Origin of the sequence: Pseudovibrio sp. JE062 (assembly GCF_000156235.1) — a bacterium.
Classification (GTDB): Bacteria; Pseudomonadota; Alphaproteobacteria; order Rhizobiales; family Stappiaceae; genus Pseudovibrio.
Genome location: NZ_DS996806.1, coordinates 17981 through 37564, shown reverse-complemented (window position 1 = coordinate 37564; position 19584 = coordinate 17981). Strand labels below are relative to the sequence as shown.

At 51.8% G+C, this 19584-nt stretch carries 16 protein-coding genes; 5 read left to right on the top strand and 11 right to left on the bottom strand.

Annotation, left to right across the window (positions count from 1 at the left end; genetic code table 11):
- Nucleotides 1-2: 2 nt before the first annotated feature.
- The 8 genes from PJE062_RS04555 to PJE062_RS04520 form a co-directional block, all read right to left on the bottom strand.
- Entirely contained in the window at nucleotides 3-1184 is a 1182-nt protein-coding gene (locus PJE062_RS04555) for an efflux RND transporter periplasmic adaptor subunit (RefSeq protein ID WP_008547747.1), read from the bottom strand.
- A 44-nt stretch (nucleotides 1185-1228) separates the two neighbouring features.
- Entirely contained in the window at nucleotides 1229-2611 is a 1383-nt protein-coding gene (locus PJE062_RS04550) for a TolC family protein (protein ID WP_008547493.1), read from the bottom strand.
- Between the two features lie 119 nt (nucleotides 2612-2730).
- Nucleotides 2731-4023 carry a HAMP domain-containing sensor histidine kinase gene (locus PJE062_RS04545; protein WP_008547859.1) on the bottom strand — a complete coding sequence of 431 codons (1293 nt, stop codon included), beginning with the start codon at nucleotides 4021-4023 and terminating at the stop codon, nucleotides 2731-2733.
- Nucleotides 4024-4035: 12 nt separating this feature from the next.
- Nucleotides 4036-4719: a response regulator transcription factor gene (locus PJE062_RS04540; protein ID WP_008548044.1), complete on the bottom strand. Its 684-nt coding sequence runs from the start codon at nucleotides 4717-4719 to the stop codon at nucleotides 4036-4038.
- A 290-nt stretch (nucleotides 4720-5009) separates the two neighbouring features.
- Nucleotides 5010-5834, bottom strand: a complete 825-nt coding sequence (locus PJE062_RS04535; RefSeq protein WP_008547671.1) for an ABC transporter permease — start codon at nucleotides 5832-5834, stop codon at nucleotides 5010-5012.
- A gap of 1 nt (nucleotide 5835) precedes the next feature.
- Nucleotides 5836-6654: an ABC transporter permease gene (locus PJE062_RS04530; RefSeq protein WP_008547589.1), complete on the bottom strand. Its 819-nt coding sequence runs from the start codon at nucleotides 6652-6654 to the stop codon at nucleotides 5836-5838.
- A gap of 108 nt (nucleotides 6655-6762) precedes the next feature.
- The gene (locus tag PJE062_RS04525) at nucleotides 6763-7911 is read right to left on the bottom strand and encodes an extracellular solute-binding protein (protein ID WP_008547990.1); all 1149 of its coding nucleotides are present in this window, start codon (nucleotides 7909-7911) and stop codon (nucleotides 6763-6765) included.
- A gap of 57 nt (nucleotides 7912-7968) precedes the next feature.
- Complete coding sequence (locus PJE062_RS04520; protein ID WP_008547861.1) at nucleotides 7969-9069, bottom strand: ABC transporter ATP-binding protein; 1101 nt, start codon at nucleotides 9067-9069, stop codon at nucleotides 7969-7971.
- Between the two features lie 129 nt (nucleotides 9070-9198).
- Here PJE062_RS04520 and PJE062_RS04515 point away from each other — a divergent pair, with 129 nt between their 5' ends.
- Nucleotides 9199-10188: a LacI family DNA-binding transcriptional regulator gene (locus tag PJE062_RS04515; RefSeq protein WP_008547919.1), complete on the top strand. Its 990-nt coding sequence runs from the start codon at nucleotides 9199-9201 to the stop codon at nucleotides 10186-10188.
- Nucleotides 10189-10266: 78 nt separating this feature from the next.
- Here the strand turns inward: PJE062_RS04515 and PJE062_RS04510 are convergent, their stop codons facing one another.
- On the bottom strand, nucleotides 10267-11085 hold the full coding sequence (locus PJE062_RS04510; protein WP_008548126.1) for a M48 family metallopeptidase: 819 nt from the start codon (nucleotides 11083-11085) through the stop codon (nucleotides 10267-10269).
- Nucleotides 11085-13280 (bottom strand): hypothetical protein, encoded by a 2196-nt coding sequence (locus PJE062_RS04505; protein WP_008547398.1) that lies wholly within the window; start codon nucleotides 13278-13280, stop codon nucleotides 11085-11087. The genes PJE062_RS04510 and PJE062_RS04505 overlap by 1 nt, the downstream gene beginning before the upstream one ends.
- A gap of 357 nt (nucleotides 13281-13637) precedes the next feature.
- Between PJE062_RS04505 and PJE062_RS04500 the strand changes: the two genes are divergently transcribed.
- From PJE062_RS04500 to pelG, 4 genes are read left to right on the top strand one after another with little or no spacing between them, the layout of a single operon-like run.
- Nucleotides 13638-14696 carry a hypothetical protein gene (locus PJE062_RS04500; protein WP_008547792.1) on the top strand — a complete coding sequence of 353 codons (1059 nt, stop codon included), beginning with the start codon at nucleotides 13638-13640 and terminating at the stop codon, nucleotides 14694-14696.
- Entirely contained in the window at nucleotides 14697-15683 is a 987-nt protein-coding gene (locus PJE062_RS04495; RefSeq protein ID WP_037036085.1) for a hypothetical protein, read from the top strand.
- Nucleotides 15684-15696: 13 nt separating this feature from the next.
- A complete protein-coding gene (gene pelF / locus PJE062_RS04490) occupies nucleotides 15697-17208 on the top strand; it encodes a GT4 family glycosyltransferase PelF (RefSeq protein WP_208982164.1) in 1512 nt (503 codons plus the stop codon).
- 33 nt (nucleotides 17209-17241) lie between these two features.
- The gene (gene pelG / locus PJE062_RS04485) at nucleotides 17242-18663 is read left to right on the top strand and encodes an exopolysaccharide Pel transporter PelG (RefSeq protein ID WP_008547521.1); all 1422 of its coding nucleotides are present in this window, start codon (nucleotides 17242-17244) and stop codon (nucleotides 18661-18663) included.
- On the opposite strand, the gene PJE062_RS04480 is transcribed toward pelG, so the two are convergent.
- A complete protein-coding gene (locus PJE062_RS04480) occupies nucleotides 18660-19559 on the bottom strand; it encodes an MJ1477/TM1410 family putative glycoside hydrolase (protein ID WP_208982163.1) in 900 nt (299 codons plus the stop codon). The two genes, pelG and PJE062_RS04480, sit on opposite strands and share 4 nt — an antisense overlap.
- Nucleotides 19560-19584 lie beyond the last annotated feature (25 nt).

Sequence of the window (19584 nt, the reverse complement as noted above, 5' to 3'; positions counted from 1 at the left end):
ACTTACTCCGCAGGCTGAGTGGTAACAATCTGCTGCGGCAGATATCGGCTGATCGGGTTCACCACGATCTCCCATGCTCCATGAGCAGGGAAAGCATTCACGTCCAGCGCCACATCATCACCGCGAGTAAACAAAGGCGACACTGCGTGGCGTTCCAGCTTGCTGTCCCGGGAAACTGTCCAGACATATCCTTGAGAGGTGATGGCGGAGGCTGGAACCATCACAACATCCGGAATTTTCCGCCCTGTGAGTACAACGCTAACAAAAGTGCCCGGGCGCATCACAGTGCCTTGGTCATTGCGTGGCTCCACCTGCAACCGCAAAGACTGTTGACGCGTTTGCGCATTAGCTATTGGGCCGACAGACGTAATTTTGGCAGGCCACTGTACACCAGCCCCATTGAGCACCTGCACAGAGATATCGCCCACATCCAAAGAGCTGCCGTTTTCGGTGAGCAACAACTGCCATTGCACTGGCGTCAGAGACACCTCAACCTCAAGCGCATCCGTAGAGTAGATCTCAGCAACTTCCGTGCCTGCTGTGATGTAGCTGGAAGGCGCAACACTGCGGGAGATAACAACAGCATCAAACGGAGCAACAATTTGGGTGTTTTGCAGGTTCCGCTGAGCTTCGACCAAGTTGGCTTCAGCGGCCTTCAATTTCAGCTGTTCCAGCTTCAAAAATGGTTGACGCAAAACAAGAGGTGAGGCCTCACGGCCTTTGATATTGGCTCGCTGCCAATCAAGCTCAGCCTGCTTCCCGCGCTGTTCCTCCTGTAAAAGAGAAAGCTCAGAACTGGCGACACTCTCTTCTGCAGTTGCAAGCGCTGCGCGATAACTACTGTCCTCAATCTCAGCCAGCACATCCCCCTTCTTGAGCGCCAAGCCCGGCTCAAGCTGCTTTGAAAGTCGCAACACTCTCCCGGTCACTTCGCTGGTCAGCTTCTGCTGGTAGTGAGCACTCACAGCTCCGAAAACCGTAAACTGAACAGCTTCAGGCTGCGCCTCTCGTTGCACGACAGATACGAGCGGTCGCGGCAATGTTGGAGCACTGGCATCCTGTGCAGCGACGGTGTGAGGGTTGGCCAATTCTGCCAGAACAGCAAAGACTGAGAGGCTGGCAACCAGAGTAACTTTCGCAAAGGCTGCTCTACGAGCCAGTTTGGGTCGAAGGGTGGTACGCATATTGGGAACTGCTTGTTTGATTGAGGGAGAAAGAAGACGCCTGCTTAAAGCCCGATGCCGAAAGCAACAGCCAGATCAACACGGTTCTGCATTCTGCTGCTGCGAATGTTCACCACCGCCTGACGGGCAGCAAACGCATCCCGTTCCGCAGAGAGCAAGGTCACGATGTCCGTCAGGCCATCACGATACCGCCGCTCGTATTGCTCATAGTTGCTTTGGGAGTGGTTTAGAGCACGGGTCAGGATCTGCTCACGTTTGCGCAAGATGGTTTCGTTCTGAAGCCCGTTCTCAACTTCCATCACCGCAGTCAGCAAAGTCTGTCGATAGGATAGCCAGAGACGGGCCGCGTCCAGATCAGCCTGCTTTGCCGTCAATCGGCGATTGCCACCATCCAGAATGGGCGCAGACAAAGAGCCAAGGAGACGCCATGCCGGTCCACCGTTCAACAGATCTGCAAGGCTTGCGGATTGATCGCTTGCAGTGAAGTTGACTGAAAAGGTTGGCAGCAGATCCTTGTAGCTGGCTTTATGCTGCAGGTCCGCAGCTGCGGCCCGCTCATAAGCAGCTAAAAGATCTGGCCGCCGCCCGAGAGTGGTGGCAGGCATGGCGCCCTTAGGCAGCTTGACGTTGGGGAGCAAGCTACCAGTCTTAAAATGAGTGTTTGGCATCTGGCTGGCCGCAACCTGCATCTGCCGCTTCAACTGATCGATCTGAACAGTCCGATCAGCCAGATCAGATTGCGCATTGGCCGTCGCAGAACGCGCCGCTTCCAGATCACTCAGCTCGCCAATACCGCGCGTGAACTGATCGGAAATGATCTGCTCTGTGTTGCGCAGGCTGGAAATGCGGGATCGATCCAGATTGGCTAGTTTCTCCAGAGCCGTGAGCTGAACCCAGTTCCGCATAGCCTGTGCAGCCAGAGAAGCTCGCGCAGCCATAAGGTCATGAGCACTGGCCCTCAAGGTCCGGTCAGAAGCATATGCTCGGTCAGAGAGCTTCCCCCAAAGATCCGCCTCCCACTGGACTGTGAGGTCTCCGCCTACGGAGTTCTGATAGGACGAGCCTTGGGTAGATTTCACACGTTGGCGATCTGCTTGACTGTTGAATGTCAGTGTCGGCCAGAGCGTACCAGAAGCTTTATCGCGCTCCAGCTCAGCTTTCTGCAAATCGAGCACAGACTGGCGAAGCGAGATGTTGTTCGCCAGCACCGCATCAACATGCTTGTTCAGTTTCTTATCACTACTCAAAGCAAGCAAAGACGAAAGAGCCTGCCCGTGAGAAGAACCTTTCTGGCTCCACTCTGTTGGCGTCTGACCAACTGCCATCTCTTCCGTAAATGTAGTCCGTTCAGGACTGAGACTGGTGGTGCAGCTTGCCAGCAAAACGCCCGATGCAGCAAGAATGAGTTTGTGCGATAAAGACCGCATGTCCTATCCCCTATAAATTCTTAGGGGAGAAATGACACATTAGCGATTATCGCTAGGTAACGATGTAAATAGCTACAATATATAGATAATTACAATTTCGATTACCGGACGGACGCCAACTAAAAAACCAATCGCGTCGTAACACGCTCGCCCACTTGCTCCATCTGGAACTCCCAGTTCAACCGACGTGCAATCCGTTTGATGAGCGAGAGCCCAACACCGTAGCTCTCTTCAAACACAATCTCACTTTCCTGTTCTGAAAGTTCTGCTGATTGATTGCGGATGAGGATATCTCTAGCACTGATCGAAATCTCAATTGGCCCCTGCTGCGTGTGCTGAAACGCATTGCGCACCATGTTCGCTGCAACAATACACAGCGGTACGCGTGGAGCATCAACGACAGTCTCAGGAAGGTCAACGTGAAGTTCAACGTCCTTACCGCAGAGCAAATATCTGTGATCCTCAATCACCTCTTCAAGAAGCTCGGCCAAATCAATCTTCTCTAAATCAGGATTAGGTTCCTGCTCGCGCCCAAGCCAGAGTAGCGTTGCAACAATCGTCTGCATGGAATGGCTGGCCCGCTTAATCCGTTCGGTAACCTTCCGTTGCTTATCATCCGTTGCAATCTTCTCCATAACACTGGCATTGCCGGAGATGATGGTAATTGGCGTCCGCAGCTCATGGCTGGCATGCCGCAAAAATGAGTGTTCCCGCTCAACAAACCGGCCAAGCCGCCGCGCAGCATTGCTCAGATGATCACCAATTTTGTTCAGCTCATCATAATGGAAGTCAGGACGTTGCTCGACCGCACTCGTCTCATTCAAGGTATCCGCCCATTGCTGCAAAGCCGCGATACGCCTGTTAATCCGCCGATTGATGAACTGCGACAGCAAAAACACCAGTACCAGGATGATCGCCCCGCCGACATACATAGTCCGCTCAAGCAGGTTGAAGTTTATGCGCCCTTGATTTTCCAGCTCTTTATTCAGTTTCAACATACGGAGAACGTAAAGCGTCCTCCCATCAGCGATCCGATCAGCCAGAAAAAAGACGACAGCCTCTGGCCGATCCCCAACACCTCCAATAGGTTCAACCTCAGGATCTCCAAGTACAATCTTATCTTTCGGAAAAGCCTCTTTTACCTTTGGAGGCAGCTCATCATAATTGAAAGTTGAGAAGATCCTGCTCTCATCTGGAGGCTCACGCTCTGGCTGATTTTGCAGTGCTCGTTCATAGGCATGTATAAAGCCTTTTAACTCAAGCTTGTTCGACAGCTCCAGACCCGCGATCATGTAGGAAAACAGACCAACGCTGTAAACCAGCACGAGCATACCGACAAAAGCGAGCAGCCAGTATCGCAGCTCTCGTTTAAGCGTCTTGGCTTTCTTCTTTTTGCGCCAGAAAAACAACATCACCAATCAACCTCAGGTCCGCAGAGCAAAACCGTGCCCGGCAACAGTATGCAGCAACTGTGTTTCATAAGGACGCTGCAACTGGCGACGCAGCTTATAAAGGTGCACTTTAAGGCTGTCACTGGCAGGCACCTGATCTCCCCACACAGCCCGCTCCAACTCCTGCTTGCTCAACACATTCGGTGTGCTGCGCACCAGCTGTTCCAGCAGGACCCAACCAGTCGGTGAAAGCTTCAGCTTCCTCCCTGCCCTGCTCGCTTGCCGCGCACTCAGGTTCACTTCCAGATCCCCAATGGTCACACTCGTGGAGTGCCCTTTGCTCCGGCGCACCAACGCCCGGATACGAACAGCCAACTCAGGAAACGCAAAAGGTTTAATCAGATAGTCATCTGCACCAGCTTCAAACCCAGCCACTCGATCACTCACAGCATCGCGGGCAGTCAGCATCAGGATCGGGCACGTCACATTCTGCGCCCGCAGCTGCTCACACACTGTCAGCCCATCCACTTTAGGAAGGGTGAGGTCCAGCAAGATCAAATCGTATTGATTTTTCAGCGCACTATCGAGACCCACTTGCCCATTGAAGGCATAGTCACACTCAATATTTTCAAAGGAAAGGTAGTCACCAACCGTCGCAGCCAGATCCATGTCGTCTTCAATGAGAAGAACAAGCAGCGCATTCATTTCCATCGGCATCACTCAGCCCTGCCTGTATTCCATCACAAAACCTGGAAGAGCTTTCGATCGTAGCCGATCAAACTTAAGAGGCGGTTGAACAACGAGAAAAGCAGAAACATCCGAATACACCTATGAAGGATACATCCCCCGAACATTCCATAGCCCCAGTAACAAGCCGGTTATCACGCAACTACATGATTTAAATAGACTATATCATTCAAAGCAACCACCACATGCAAAAACGGCGACCTAACAATAAGGCCGCCGCTCTCAAACATGTCTCTATCCCTGTCTCAGAAAAAGCTAACTCAGCTCCCCACCTTCGCCAGCACATCTGCTTTCAGGAAGCGCTCGATAAACAGCATGAAGCCGACTGATGGCACGAGCAGGATGAGAGAGGAGATGGAGGCGATTTGGTAGTTGCCTTCCATGCTGGAGGTGAACAGAAGCATAGGCAGCGTCACCACATCCGGAGCACCAACAAAATAGGTTCCGGTAAACTCATCCATGGAGATCAGAAACACGAATATCGCACTGGCCATAATGCCCGGCAGTGCGAGGGGCAAGGTCACGTCAATAAAGGTCCGCCAGCGCCCTGCCCCCATGTTCCGCGCAGCCGCTTCCAGCTCTCCATCAACCGCAACAAAAGCCGCCGTTGCAATCCAGACAGCAAACACCAGCCCCTGACTGGCGTGAACCAGCACAACGCCCATAACAGTGCCCGTCAGATCCAAACCGTAGAAAATTCGTGCAACGTTCATGTGCACCGCCACAGCTGGGAAAGCCTGAGGAAGAAGGAACAACAGCATGATGAGATAGCGGAACGGCATCTTGCCCCGTGCCAACGCATAGCCTGCCGGAATAGCAATCGCCAGACTGACAACCACGGTCAGCAAAGCGATCCAAATGCTGGAAAACAGGGCTTCCGTTGCATTGCCCTCCGGACGGAAAACACGCTCCCAGAAGGAGAAGCCGTATTCCAGTGGCAGTTTGTAGGGGAAGTACCAAACCTCAGCCACAGCCCATAGCAGCATGTTGGTGATCGGGCCAAAAATCGCAAATGCCAGCAGGCTCATGGTGAGCACACGTGTGGTCATCCGCACCCAGTTGGAAGAAAGAGTAGCCTGAACCATCTTATGCCCCTTTATCTTTGAGGCTCTGGCGCAGATAGAACCACGCAACCACCCCGGTAAACAGATAGGACATGATGCCCAATGCGTTGGCGACGCCATAATCGCCGTAAGAGTTGATCCGCCACGCCATATCAACGGTCAGCATGGTTGGCGATTGCGCGTTGATCATCAACGGCACAGAAAGCACAGACAGCATCACTACATAGGACAGGATCAGGCCAACCATCAGCGTGGTCGCAATCTGAGGAACCACCAGCTCAATCAGAATACGCAGTCGAGACGCCCCAAAGATCCGTCCTGCATCAATGGTGGTGCGATCGATAGAAGCCATCGCACCGGCAACGAGCAGGGCCACAAACGGTGTCTGCTTCCATACGAAGGTGATCACGATCCCGCGCCAGTCCAGATAACTCTGCGCGGCCAGCGGTTCGATGATGCCGGAGCTGGTCAAGATGTTGTTCATCATCCCGTTCTTCGCCAAAAACGTACGCATTAACTGTGCACTCACAATAAACGGAATGAACAGCGGCCAGCGGTACAGCCATTTCAGGATAGCAACAGCAGTCTTGTTTTCACCCAGTGTCAGATATCCCGCGATCGCAACGGCCAGAATGCCGATGATCACCGTCGACAGACTGACGATCACAATCGTAAACAGGATATCTTTGGAATAGAACTCAACGGCCTTGATAAAATTGGCGATATGCCAGCTGCCTTCGCCATTGTCTGTGAAAGCTGAAACCACAGAATAACCAAAGGGATAAACAAACAAAAAGCCGATCATCAACAATGCGGGCGCAACCAGCAAGATTGCTCCCATCCGACCAGGTCCAACTGACATACTTTGTCCGCTCATGGACACCACCTCTTCCCAAAACCAAACAAGCCGGGAGAGACGAGTGCCCCTCCCGGTTTCTTTCAAAAGTGCTTAGTTAGCAACCTGCTTCTCGTAGCCTTCTTTGATGTCATCAAAGTAAGGACCGATTGGGAACGGCTGACCTTTCTGAGCCAGTTCCAGAGGGGTCACATCAGTAAACAGCTTGGTCCAGACCTTCTCATCCAAGGATGCTTTTACATGGTCTGCATCGATACCTGGGTACCAGTTAAAGCGGTTCACAATGCCTTCCGCCTGCACAGCCGGACTGGTTGCCAGTTCGATGAACTTTTCAGCCAGCTCTTTGTTCGCAGCCTTCGCAGGAGTTGCGTAATAGTAAGGCTGACCTGGCATGCCAGGAGCAATCAGCTTCAGTTTCAGGTTTGGTGGAATACGGCCATCACCCTGCCAGGAGTAGAACATGTCAACCCAAACCGGGCCCATCACGATCTCGCCACGGTTGAGCATGTCCAGCGTACCAGCGTTACCCGGAGTGAACGTCACGTTCTCGTTGAAGGCTTTCAGATCAGCATAAGCCTGCGCCCATGTCTCCTTCTTAGCCGCATCATACGGACCGCTCTGCAGGGTCTTGGTGTCGCCTGCATAGGTGTACATCCAGCCAGTCACAAACGCCACGCCAGACATACCGTTCTTGATGCCGTTGTAGCCGAACTGTTTTGGATACTTCTTCACCCACTCACGCAGCTCGTCATAGGACTCAGGTGGGTTAGGAACCAGTGCTGGATTGTACGCAATCGCAGTTTGGCTATGGAACATAGGCATCACGTAGCCGCCAACGTAAATGCCAAGTGCGTTCTCGGCAGTCTCACGAGTCACCATTTTGCCGGTTTCGATGTTACCGCGGAAGTCAGCCAACAGGCCCATTTCCTTCATCTCACCAGTCTTCTTCTGGGCCGCAACAATCACGTCGATGTCCCACTGCTCCTTGCCAGCAGCAGACTGCGCTTCAAGCTTCTCAAGGATTTTCTGGGAACCGGCATCTCCCGGGCCGGTGCCTGTGACGCGAACTTTCACGCCTGGATATTTTTCTTCAAAAAGAGGGCCCAGATAATCGGTCACGTACTCGACCATATTCTGGGAACCGCCGGTAATCACGTTCAACTGAGTTTCAGCTGACGCAGGCAAAGATACAGCAATCACAGCACCTGAGATTGCGCCTGTTAGAACTGACTTAAGTGTCATCACTCAAATTCCTGGGTTAAGATCGTTGAGAAAAAAGTTCTGTTCACGTTAAAGGTGTCAGGCCGCCTCGGAATAAAGGTGAAGCCCACCAGCTGGCACGCAGATCGTCACTGCATCGCCAACTGCATATCGACAAGGATCGTCGATCATGTAGAGCTGCCCGGCGCTTTCTATTTCGTAACGAAATACCCCCCCCGGATAGCTGAGTTGTGTCACCCTACCGGCCAGAGCCAAATGCCCCTCAGGTACGGTTCCATCGGCAAGCAGATGCGCTGCACTGGAGCGGAAACGCCCCCGAACAGATCCGGCAGCTGTCGCCTGCCAGTTCACACCTCCATCACCAATCTCGTTTGAAACGCTTAAGCTGGCAGCCTTGACGGCCTCCTGCTCTGATATGCTCAAAGTTCCATTCGCACGCTCAACATTGAGGGCAATTTCGTTTTCAGCGCCCATAAAGGTCGCCACAAAATTGGACTTTGGCTGCTCATAAACTTCCAGAGGCGTTCCCACTTGCGCAATATGCCCCGCATTCAAAATGACAATGCGGTCTGCCATCACCATGGCCTCTTCCCGGTCATGGGTCACATGCACGGCGGTCAAACCCATACGCTGTTGCAAAGAGCGGATCTCATGACGCATCGACAAACGAATACGCGCATCAAGGTTGGAGAGCGGCTCATCCAACAACAGGATTGGGGAATCGACAGCAAGCGCACGCCCAAGCGCTACACGCTGACGCTGACCACCAGACAGGTTTGGCACTTTGCGATCACCAAAATCAGCAAGGCCAAGCAGAACAAGAAGTTCATCAACCTTGCGATTGATTTGCTCCTTGGACATGCCACGAAGCTTCAGGCCATACCCCACATTCTGGCGAACCGTCATGTGTGGCCAAAGCGCATAACTTTGGAACACCATAGCCATGTTTCGCTGCTCTGGCGGCAATTGCGCAACATCGCTTCCGTTGACGCGGATCTGCCCGGACATGGGCTTGATGAAACCGGAGAGACTTTTCAGAAGAGTTGTCTTTCCGCAGCCGGATGAACCCAACAACGCAACAAACTCGGATGAGTTGATTTCAAGATCAATGTCATGAAGAACACGGTTCTTGTCGTAACCAACACACAGCTTTTCGATTTCGATTCCTACGCCAACCATTCCGGAAACTTGCCCCCCTTTAAGCAACCAAAGCGTTATGCTATGAGTTTTGGCAATCGATTGCAATAGAGGTCTTGTAAGGGACTTCTTTGAAGGTAAAATGACAATCATCCTAGATAGTAAGAAGCTATGAAAAGACTGACAGGTAAAGATGTTGCACGTGCTGCTGGCGTTTCTGCCTCTGCTGTTTCCCGTGCGTTCACAGCAGAGAATCGCCTCAACAAAGCGACTCGTGATCACATCCTCAAGGTCGCAGCTGAGATGGGCTATCGACCAAATGCACTTGCACGCTCCCTCATCAAACAGGAGTCAGATCTCGTCGCTGTCGTGTTCGGAAATACCGATGGCATGTACGACAAAGACTTCTTCAATCGCCTTTCTACTGAACTGCAAAAGCGCGGAAAATGGGCGCTGCAAATCCGCTCGGAAGAAGAAGAAAACATCGCAGAAACACTGGGCAAGGCACTCATGTATCCGGTTGCAGCCGCAATCGTCCGGGCTGGCACAGTTGATCTTCAGGTGATCGAAAACAGCAAGCAGATGCACGTGCCGCTGATCTACACCGGACTAGGCCCTACCGTGAAAGGGGCAGACTGCGTCTGGCTCAATTACAAACGCGGTGGCCAGCTCGGAACGGAACATTTGATCAAACGTGGATGCAAGAAAATCGCCTACATCGGTGGCATCGAAGGCATCACTGCAGACACTGGTCGCCGTGAAGGATACCTTGAGGCTCTACAAGCTGCAGGACTGCAACCACACAGCATTTCACAGACCAGATTCGACTTCGAAAGCGGAATGCAATCTGCACTCACACTCCTACAAAGTGATAACCCGCCAGATGGTTTTTATTGTGTATCAGACGCGGCTGCACTTGGAGCTCTGAACGCAGCTAAATCTCTTTTGAATTTGCGTGTACCGGAAGATGTGGCGGTGGTTGGCTCCGACAATATGCCGATGGCCGCCTGGCCCTGCTTCGACCTCACAGCCGCAACAAATCCTATCGACGAGATCGTCCAGAACCTCATGAGCACCCTGGAAGCCCGCCTCGCCGATCCCTCCCAAAAGGAAATGTCCGTCGTCGTAGAACCCCAACTCGTCATCCGCGGCAGTGCCTGATTGAGAGCATTCAAAACACCAATAAAACCGGCTGATGCATGTACAAAAGCATCAGCCAGAATAGGTTAGCTCATTAGGTCAAGGGCAGTCTGCACTGCCCTCCTTGGGCTTGAGGACACAAGACAAAATATTGGCAACTCCTTCAGGAATCTCCACTTCCCGCATGTACTCATCACGCCCATAACGTAGAAACTCACTGCGAAAATCATAATCAGCCCATGGCTCGTTGGTCTCACGCAAGCTGACAGCCACACTCTCAGCTTGCAGAAAATCACCGATTTCCAACAGACTATGAAAGTAAGCCAGACGTGCAGGCCAGTACTTTGGCGTTAAAGGAGTACTTTGGTGAAGCTGGGCAAGAGCCCGAGCGGCCTCCTCCATCCTCTCCGCCTGAAAGTGCAACATACCAAGCCGTCCAAGTTGCTCGGGTTTCAAAAGCCCTTTGGCCTCAAACTGCGAAAGCTCAGCAAGTTCTTCCTCATAAAGCCCTTCAAACCGCAGTGTTGAGAGCAACTTGTCACGATCCTCTGGTTCTGTGCTCAACCGCGCAATCGCCTTCAAACTCTCAACATAGCCTCGGAAATCACCAGACAAGCGGTGATAGAGTTCGATCTTTCTCAGCACCCAAAGATCATCAGGTGATTGCTGGACATAAGCCTCGTGCATCTGATGCATCTCTTCCACAAAGCCCAGTTGCTCGGCAATCTCCGCAAGTTGAAGCAGTTCCTCAGGGCTACTGTTTGTTCGGTCAAAAGTCCTCAGCAAATCTTCACGAGCCTCAAAGTACTTCCGCTCTTTAATTTGCACGGCAACCTTCTCAGTTTGCCCCGGCACAAGCGCATACCCTACACCTAGAAACAGCAAATACAGCGACAGATATTTGAGGAACCGGATCATCACCGCTCCCCCATTTCAATCATGTGCGCTGTCGACAACGAGTTCTGGCAAGTCAGCGAAACCTCAAGAGGCGCCATACCGGAAACGGGAAGATCAAGATGCAAATCACCAGCCTGCGAAGCCCGGACCTCCTCACTCAGAAGGACAGTCCCTGCACGTTTCACTTTCAGATGATAGGCGAGTGCAGAAAGCCCATGGAACTGAAACTCACCAACACCAAACCCAAAGCTGCGAAACCTAGTGTGGCAAGGCGCAGTCCGCCAATCATAAACCTGCCACCGCGCCTCAGAGATGCTGGCAACGGTTACCTCATTGGCCGTATCTCTCTTCGCGAGCACAATCTCTGGAACACGCGCGGAAGGATCAAGCGAGACATACAGAGACGTCTGATAGTGCTTCGAACCAATCACACCAACACTCTTTGACAGATCAACCTGCCATTGCTCCGCATCATCAAATCGGAATGTCTGCAAACTGCCCCGGTTCAGAACCAGCCAGCTCTGCTTGCCTGTCTGATAAAGCTTCACATCAAAGAAGCTGTTCGCAATCGCTGCATAGTGCGAGGCAAAAATCGGCAGATAAGCCCCGTCCCGCGCCCGATCCAGATGCTTCTTCACAGCCCGCAACGATGCATCATGTTCCGCTGAGTAGGTGTGATAGTAGACATTGTAAGGCCTTAACCGGATTGGGCTCTCAGTATTATCAACGGTCTGATGTAACTGAGAAAACCCATAGAACGGTCCAGTCCAGTCGTTCGTATACGTGTTCTCGTTACTCGCAACCGCATAGATCTGCCGCTCAGCCCCCACTTGCCGCGATAATGGCGCGACATAACTGAGAGACGGCCAATCCCGATCAAACCGTGTATCACCGCCATTCATGTTGTAGACACCAAGCTCACGTGTATAAGCAAGCGCCTCTTCAAAGGGCTGCGTATCCCCTGACCACAAAAACAGCTTCGCTTCTTTGCCCACCGGCGCATAACGCTCTGCCTGTTGCAGCGAGCCACCAATCTCACCAATCAGCGAAAACGGTTTGCGCATGTAATAACGCGGCATCGCCACGTTCTGGGCCAGATACTTTTTGAAGGATGATTTGCCACTTTCACCAAAGAACCGACGGGATAACCAACTCACAGGTCCTTCAGTCACCGGAGTCTTAGCAACGTTTTTCTCCTGTATGAGAGCCAGCTCTTTCTCACGGTCGTAGTCCCTGTAAAAAGCCCAATGAAACGGATGTGAATGCGTGTGGCTCGCCACTTCCACCTGAGGAAGGGCGAACAACTCTCTCACCAGACCAACACCCTGATCATCCCCACCTTCACTCTTGTCAACATCAGCAGTCACAAGACCATAAGTCACCGGAAGATCAGGATAAGGTTCGATCAGCTCCCGCAGCATGACCTCGCCCGAAAGCACCTGCTGATCCCGATACTTGGCTGCGTAAGAGACGTTATTCCATCCATCACCATCAATATGAGAAAAGTAAATCCGCCGCCCCATCAGCGTGGAGGTGTCCGGGATTGGAAACAGGCTTGGCCCGAGAGCACGCTGAAGAAACCCGATAGGATCAATCAGCCACTTATGGCGGTTCAGCACATCATCCCTGGCAACCGCAAAACCAGATTGAACATAAGCCCCCCCTGCCCCAATAAACGCCAGCTGCGTTCGTTCTGCACCAAGCCGTTCTGGCGGGCGAACAGAAGCAACAGAAAGGCCACGCGCAGAAATCTGTGAGACCAGTGAGTACCCTGACAGAATCTTGTAGAACGGCCGTTCGAACTCCATCAGCTTTGAGTGCAGCTGGAGATCTGATGATCCACTCGTCAGCAGAACAAACCCAGTCTCAAACCGCAGACCCAAATGCTCCAGAAACGAGTTCAGAACAACGCGATCATCCTGCAGGTTCTTTATCCCGGTCTCCCCGAACACCAGAAACCGCTGCCCAGCACGAGCTTGTTCCTCTGCCCATACAAAATACCGATGAGGATCAGCCAATGCCCCCTGAAACCACGTGACCACCGCCGCTGCATTCTCCAAGTCTCCCACCTCAGGCAAACCAGCATTCACATCCAGATAGCGGATCGAATACCCGAGATGGTTCAGAGGCATTTCTAGGAAGTTATGTATCGCCGTTGCAGATGGTTCAGCTTCTCGAAGGCTGTCGTAGATCCCGATGATCTCACGTTTCACCATCGCGGCCTGCGAATTATTGATGAAACATACAAAGCCAAGCACACCGAAACCGTACAAAATAAGGGCGCCAAGCTGCCTAGTAATTCTAGCTAAAAACAATTGCCAGATACCTTCAATATGGAAGGGATATAAAGAACAATTGCTACGCACTTCACACATCCGGAAGACACCAATAAGTAAGTTAAGACTGAATACTTATTGCAAACAAATCATTCCAAATCCAACCCAGAACCTAATACCCTCACTTTCCATAGAGTTGAATATAAATAAAACAGCAAGTAAATATTTCCGGCCACGAACAGAGATTTAAACTTCCGACTATACTGCATATTTTTACAATAGGAATATTTATTCACGATGTATTCGGATCAGTATTTTTCAAGTGATGTGCGACTAACAAAGAAGAAAAAGTCAGCACCGGAAAAGCGCTTTCACCTACTGGAAATCGCAGTGCTCTTCGCACCATTTCCAGTTCTGACCTCCATGCATCCCGAGTTACTAATCTGGAGCATCTCCCCCAGTCCGCTCTGGATCCCAATCATCATCGCAAGCAGCATCTTCGGAACCCGCTCTGGCATACTATCTGCATTAACCGCCCTCGCCCTCACGCTTTGGTACGTGCCTCCGCAACCCATCGGAGGGCAGAACTTCTTTGAGTACTTCACGACCACAGGTCTGGAACCAACCCTTTGGCTCCTCACCGCGATCATCTTCGGCGAGTTCAGAACCTCCCTCTTGCGCAAAAATCAGCGCCTTCAAAACCAGCTGACACAAGCGCTTGGACAGCGGGACACAATCTCAGACTACTGCACCACGCTCACCATGGAAGCAGAAAACCTGCAAAGCCGCATTGCCTCCATGGAGACAACAAGCCCGGTGAGCGTTTTCAAAAACATCGACGGATTGAGCACGCTGCATCTAAAGAACAGCCCTAAACAACTGGACATCACACTCGGCAATCTGATTGGAGCCACAAAGTTCAGCCTCTTCAGCTACACCAGCGATCACTTGGATCTGGTACACTCCAACATCACAACCTCCTCAGGAGCTATATCTCCCAGCGCGCAGCAAGAGCAAACGTGGTTGATCAATCATCTGGAAATGACCGAAATCACCGGGAACACCCAGCAGGTCATCACGCGCACCCCCAAAGGCAGTCTGGTCCTGTTGCTGAAGGCTTCCGATATGACCAATCCAAAGCCGGATCGCGAGATCTTGCAGGGCGCCATCATCTTCCACCAGCTTGAACAGCACATATTGGAAGAAGACACCACGTTCTTCTTGGAAACAATCGGCAAGTCACTCGCCCAAAGCCTTGCAAGCCACAACGCTGAAAAGGCGCCGGACAATCTCATCTCACTTTACTCAATAAACACACCGCCTAAGAGCAACAGACTCGATAACACGGTGCTGTAAATGTCTGATCCTGTCATCACGGAGAAAGCAGCCAAAGCTGCGCCTTTCAGCCTCTCTATCTTCCTGCTGCCGGTAGTCATCGTAACTGCAACACTCATTGAGATGTGGTTCATCTGGCAGATCAGAGAGCAGCAAAGCTTAGTTCTCCCCGCAATCGGCTTCCATTGCCTCTCCGCACTGCTTTGCAAACTGATGCTGAGAAACGCCCGCAGCCCAGCGTTCGCACTGTTGGATTTCTGCATTTTTTTGTTTGCCTTACTCGGGCCATTGGGAGGCGTAATCGCCTCTATCCTCATGCAGTTTGAAAAGCACAAACCAGACGCTCACTTAGCTGATTGGCATAAAACGCTCACACTCGATGAACCGCCCGCCTCTCAGCAGGAAGATATCTTTAGTAAAATCATGAGCAACCGCTCACTGGATATGACCAACGGCTCCCTCAAGCCCTTCCAGAAGATCTTCTCCTCTGACAATACGCAGGAAATCAAACGCGCCCTCTCCATCATCACACTCAAATACAAACCGGAGCTGCTGGAGTTTCTTCAGGCTGCTCTCAAGAATGATAAACCAGAGATCCGCGTGCAGGCAGCGGCTGTCTACACCAAACTCAAACAACGTTTTCAGGATGACATCTCCAAATCAGTCATCTTCCCCGAAGACGCCACAACAGAGCACCGGCGAGAAGCCATCTCCCAGTTGAAGGCAGCAGGCCTTTCACAGCTCATAGACAAATCCCAGCGAGATCAAGTCACCGCAACTTTGCGCAAACTGCTGAAAACAGATGTCCGCCCAGAAGCAGAAAAAGCTTTAACCGTCTTACGAGCCGACCGCCTCATTCAAAAAGGTGCACTGAAAGAAGCCCAGCTCTGCCTCAAGCCACTGGTTCGGATCAAAGACCCTGAAGCCGCAGCACTCAATCAGAGGATTTCTGCCAAGCTCAACAAAAGAGCAGTTTTACCCGCACGAGAGCACGCTCTGATCAACTGAAATGGTGAGTAACATGCGTTCCAATCCCACGGCAGATGTCTGCATAATCGTTGAGGGCTGCTACCCTTATGTGGCTGGTGGTGTATCCTCTTGGATCAATTGGCTTATCTCCGGGCTGCCTGATCTGACCTTTTCAGTGGTCGCCGTGCTTTCCAGCTCTCAAAACGGCACTCCTAAGTACAAACTCCCCTCCAACGTCATCGAGTATCAGGAGCTCGCCCTCTTCGATATTCACGATCCCCAACCTGCTCCAGATTATGGCTCAGCCAGCATCAACGAAATCTCACGTGAACTCCGGGCCTTCCTGAAGAATGGCAGCAAAGCAAGGCTTTACGATCTGGACCGCCTGGTGAACTCAGCCTCTCGTCCATGGACAATAAATCAGCTAACGAACTCTGACCTCACTTGGAATGTCATTTGCCAGATGTACGAGGAGATCTTGCCGGAGACGTCGTTCCATCATTTCTTTTGGGCCTGGTACACGCTGTTTGGCGGGCTGTTCGCCATACTCAAAGCTCCCATTCCCAAAGCCAAGGCCTACCACACAATCTCAACTGGCTATGCTGGCCTGTTCGCAGCAAGAGCAGCCGTAAGCATTGGCGCTCCGGCCATCATCACTGAGCATGGCATCTACACCAACGAGCGCCGGATCGAGATCCTGCTCGCCGATTGGATTGAAGACAGCATCAACAAAGGCTTCTCGCTGGATGACCCTAGGCTGGACCTTCGTGATTTATGGATTACGGCCTTCGAATCCTTCGCTCGGTGTTGCTACAACTGCTGTTCAGACATCACGACCCTCTACAAAGACAACCAGCTGATGCAGCTCTCTCAAGGCGCATGCCTGAGCAAGATGCAAGTCATCCCAAACGGGATAGACCTCAACAAATTCAGCACCATACCCGCAAAGCAGGACAATCACAGGCCCACGGTTGCTCTCATCGGGCGGGTTGTCGCAATCAAAGATGTGAAGAGCTTCATCCACGCAGTTGCCTTGCTTCAGGAAGAACTTCCCACCGTGGAAGCGCTCATTCTTGGCCCAACCGATGAAGAAACAGCGTACTTTGAGGAATGCAAAACGCTCATCTCTCAGCTGCAACTTGAAGAGACAATCACCTTCACAGGCCCAGTCAACATCGCTGAGTATTTGCCCTCCATCGATCTTGTCGCCTTAACCAGCCTCAGCGAAGCTCAACCACTTGTCCTTCTGGAAGCAGGCGCAGCAGGCATTCCTTGTGTTGCAACGGATGTCGGCTCATGTCGGGAAGTTCTCGAAGGTCGCTCAGATGACCCGGCCCCGCTTGGTTTCGGCGGCATCATCACAGAACTGGTCTCCCCTTTGGCCACCGCAAAGGCTATGACCAAGCTGCTGAATGATCACAAATTACGTCAGCAATACGGCGCACAACTGCGCAAGCGTATTGAGCGGGATTACAACGAGCATCAGGCCCTAAGTTCCTACAGAGACTTGTACACCCGCAACTTTAACAAGGCAGTTGAACAAGAAAGCCGACTGTTCGCTTAGAACCCAACACCAAACCTTTCTCGGAGATTTCAGATGGCAGGCATAGGCTTTGAGCTACAGCGACTAACACACAAAGGCGATATGACATCTCATATGCGGGCGATTTTTCACGCAAGCATGGTCATCGCTGGCCCATGGCTCATGTTCATTTTCTGCATTCTGTTCATCTCACTCCTGACAGAGCAGAAACTCGGTCTGCCCATGCTAACCGGTTTCAGAACCAAGCTGATTTACATTCTAGGCATCTCGTTGCTGACAAGCGCACCAGTTCTTATCCTCGCAATCAGAATGGCTTCAGACGCCATCTACTTCGGAAAGTTCCACCTCATCCCGCAGCTCTATCTGAGCGCTCTCAACACCTCCTCCCTTCTGACTGTCATTGTAGCTGCACCAGTTCTGTTCACACTTCTGAACGTTCCGCTCATAGAACTGCTGGCAATCATCATCTCTTGCATCATCGCCAACCTTCTTTGGATCGCACTAGGCTTCAGTTCCAGCCTTCAAAGCTACAAAAGTGTAAGCCTTTCTTTCGCGACAGGGCTGCTATTGACAATATCTTTGGTCATCTATAGCACCGCGCACCATCCCAGCGAGCTTCACTTACTGCTGGCTTTCAGTCTCGGCTTCCTGCTTTGTTTCATATGGCTGTCCATCCAGGTCCTCTTCACATTCCCAGCCTCCAGCTACATTTTCAAAGAGACCCGGGAGTATCTGACTGGCGCTCTCAAACGCTATTGGCCAATAACTTTGGCTGCGACTTTCAACATCAGCGCCTTGTGGGTGGATAAGATCATCATCTGGCAAAGTCATGAAGGGGAGTTGCTTCCAAGCGGCTTGCGACATGCTCCTGCCTACGACAGTTCCATTTTTATCGCTCAGCTCATCCTCATCCCACCGCTCGCTCTCTTCCTGATCGAGGCGGAAACGAACTTCTTCCGCAACTTCAGGTCTTACATCCGAACAATCACCGGGCACGGCACACTATTTGACATTCGCGCCAAATCACAGGAACTGAAGACAGAAGCAATCTACACCCTTGGCCGCCTCACCTTAATCCAGCTGGGCTTGTGCGCATTGCTGATCTTGTTTTCACCACTGGTCGTCGAGTATCTGAACTTCGAGTATCGGCAAGCCGCGCTCATTCGCATTGCTGCTGCCAGTGTTCTCTTTCAATTCGTGTTTTTCGCGGCATCAACCACACTCATTTTCATCAATCGAAATATGGAGAACATGCTACTACAACTGGCATTTCTATTGCTCAACGCAGTCTGCACCTATGCCACGCTATACCTGCCAACTGAGTACTTGGGGTTTGGCTATTTCGTTGCCTGCCTATCAGCCAGTTTCCTCGCAGTAGCTACACTTCAAAATGCATTTGGCAGGCTAGACCAGCACATCTTCTTTCAGGCACGTCTCTCCTTGCGGCCTAACAGCTGGTATGAGGCACTGCGCTAAAAGGCGACCAGTGTATCGAGAGGTCTGCGGGTAAAGAGAGAAATCACGCCAAGTTCGTCCAGCTCCTGACGTGCACGCTGGCGTTTGTCGGCCTCCTCAAGGTATTCAATAACAAACACCGAAAGACCATCATCACGCCCTTCTTTCAGGAAGCCCCAACTCCAGTCGATTAGTTGAGAGCCATTTCGTGCACCATCTTCATAAGCGCCATAAAGCAGGTCTTCCTTGCTAATGCCATCGATCTCACCACGATATTCAGGATACTTCAGAAGCTCTTCGCCGTTCTGGGAAACAACAATAAATCCGGGAGCCTGCGCCTTCGCCAACCGGGAAATTTTCCCAACAAACTCAACCATGTTCGCCTGCGCATCCGTTCGGTTTTTATAGCGCTGGAACACATCAACGCCATCCAGATACACGCCGTCATAACCAGCTGAAATGATGTGCTTGAGGTAGGCCATGATCAGCCCTTGCCACTCCGGTTGCCAGAACTTGACGGTGTAATTTCCGGGCCAGTTCGGGTTCTCATCACCAAGCCAGTCCGGCGGATTTGCCTGCCAGCTATCCTTCCAGTAGTCGCGATAATCTTCGGCTTCACCAATACTCAGATAAGCAAGCACAAGCCGACGTGATCCATCAGGCTTCTGCTTGGCTTTCGCCACTTCATAACGAGAAAACCGCCCCAGCGCTGTGCCATCTTTAGAGTAGTCAATCACCACCAGATCAAGGTCAGACTGATGGATTTTCTTGATCTCAATATCCTGAAGCTGCACGCCCCACTTTGACACGTCACTCAAAGGCGCTTGCATCTCTTCCACCTTATCGCTGGAGCAGCTTAAAAGAAAAACAAGAGGAGAGAACGCAACAACGGCGAGGACAAACCTGAGGTAAAACATCGGCGCTCCATGCAGCAGGCCCCAC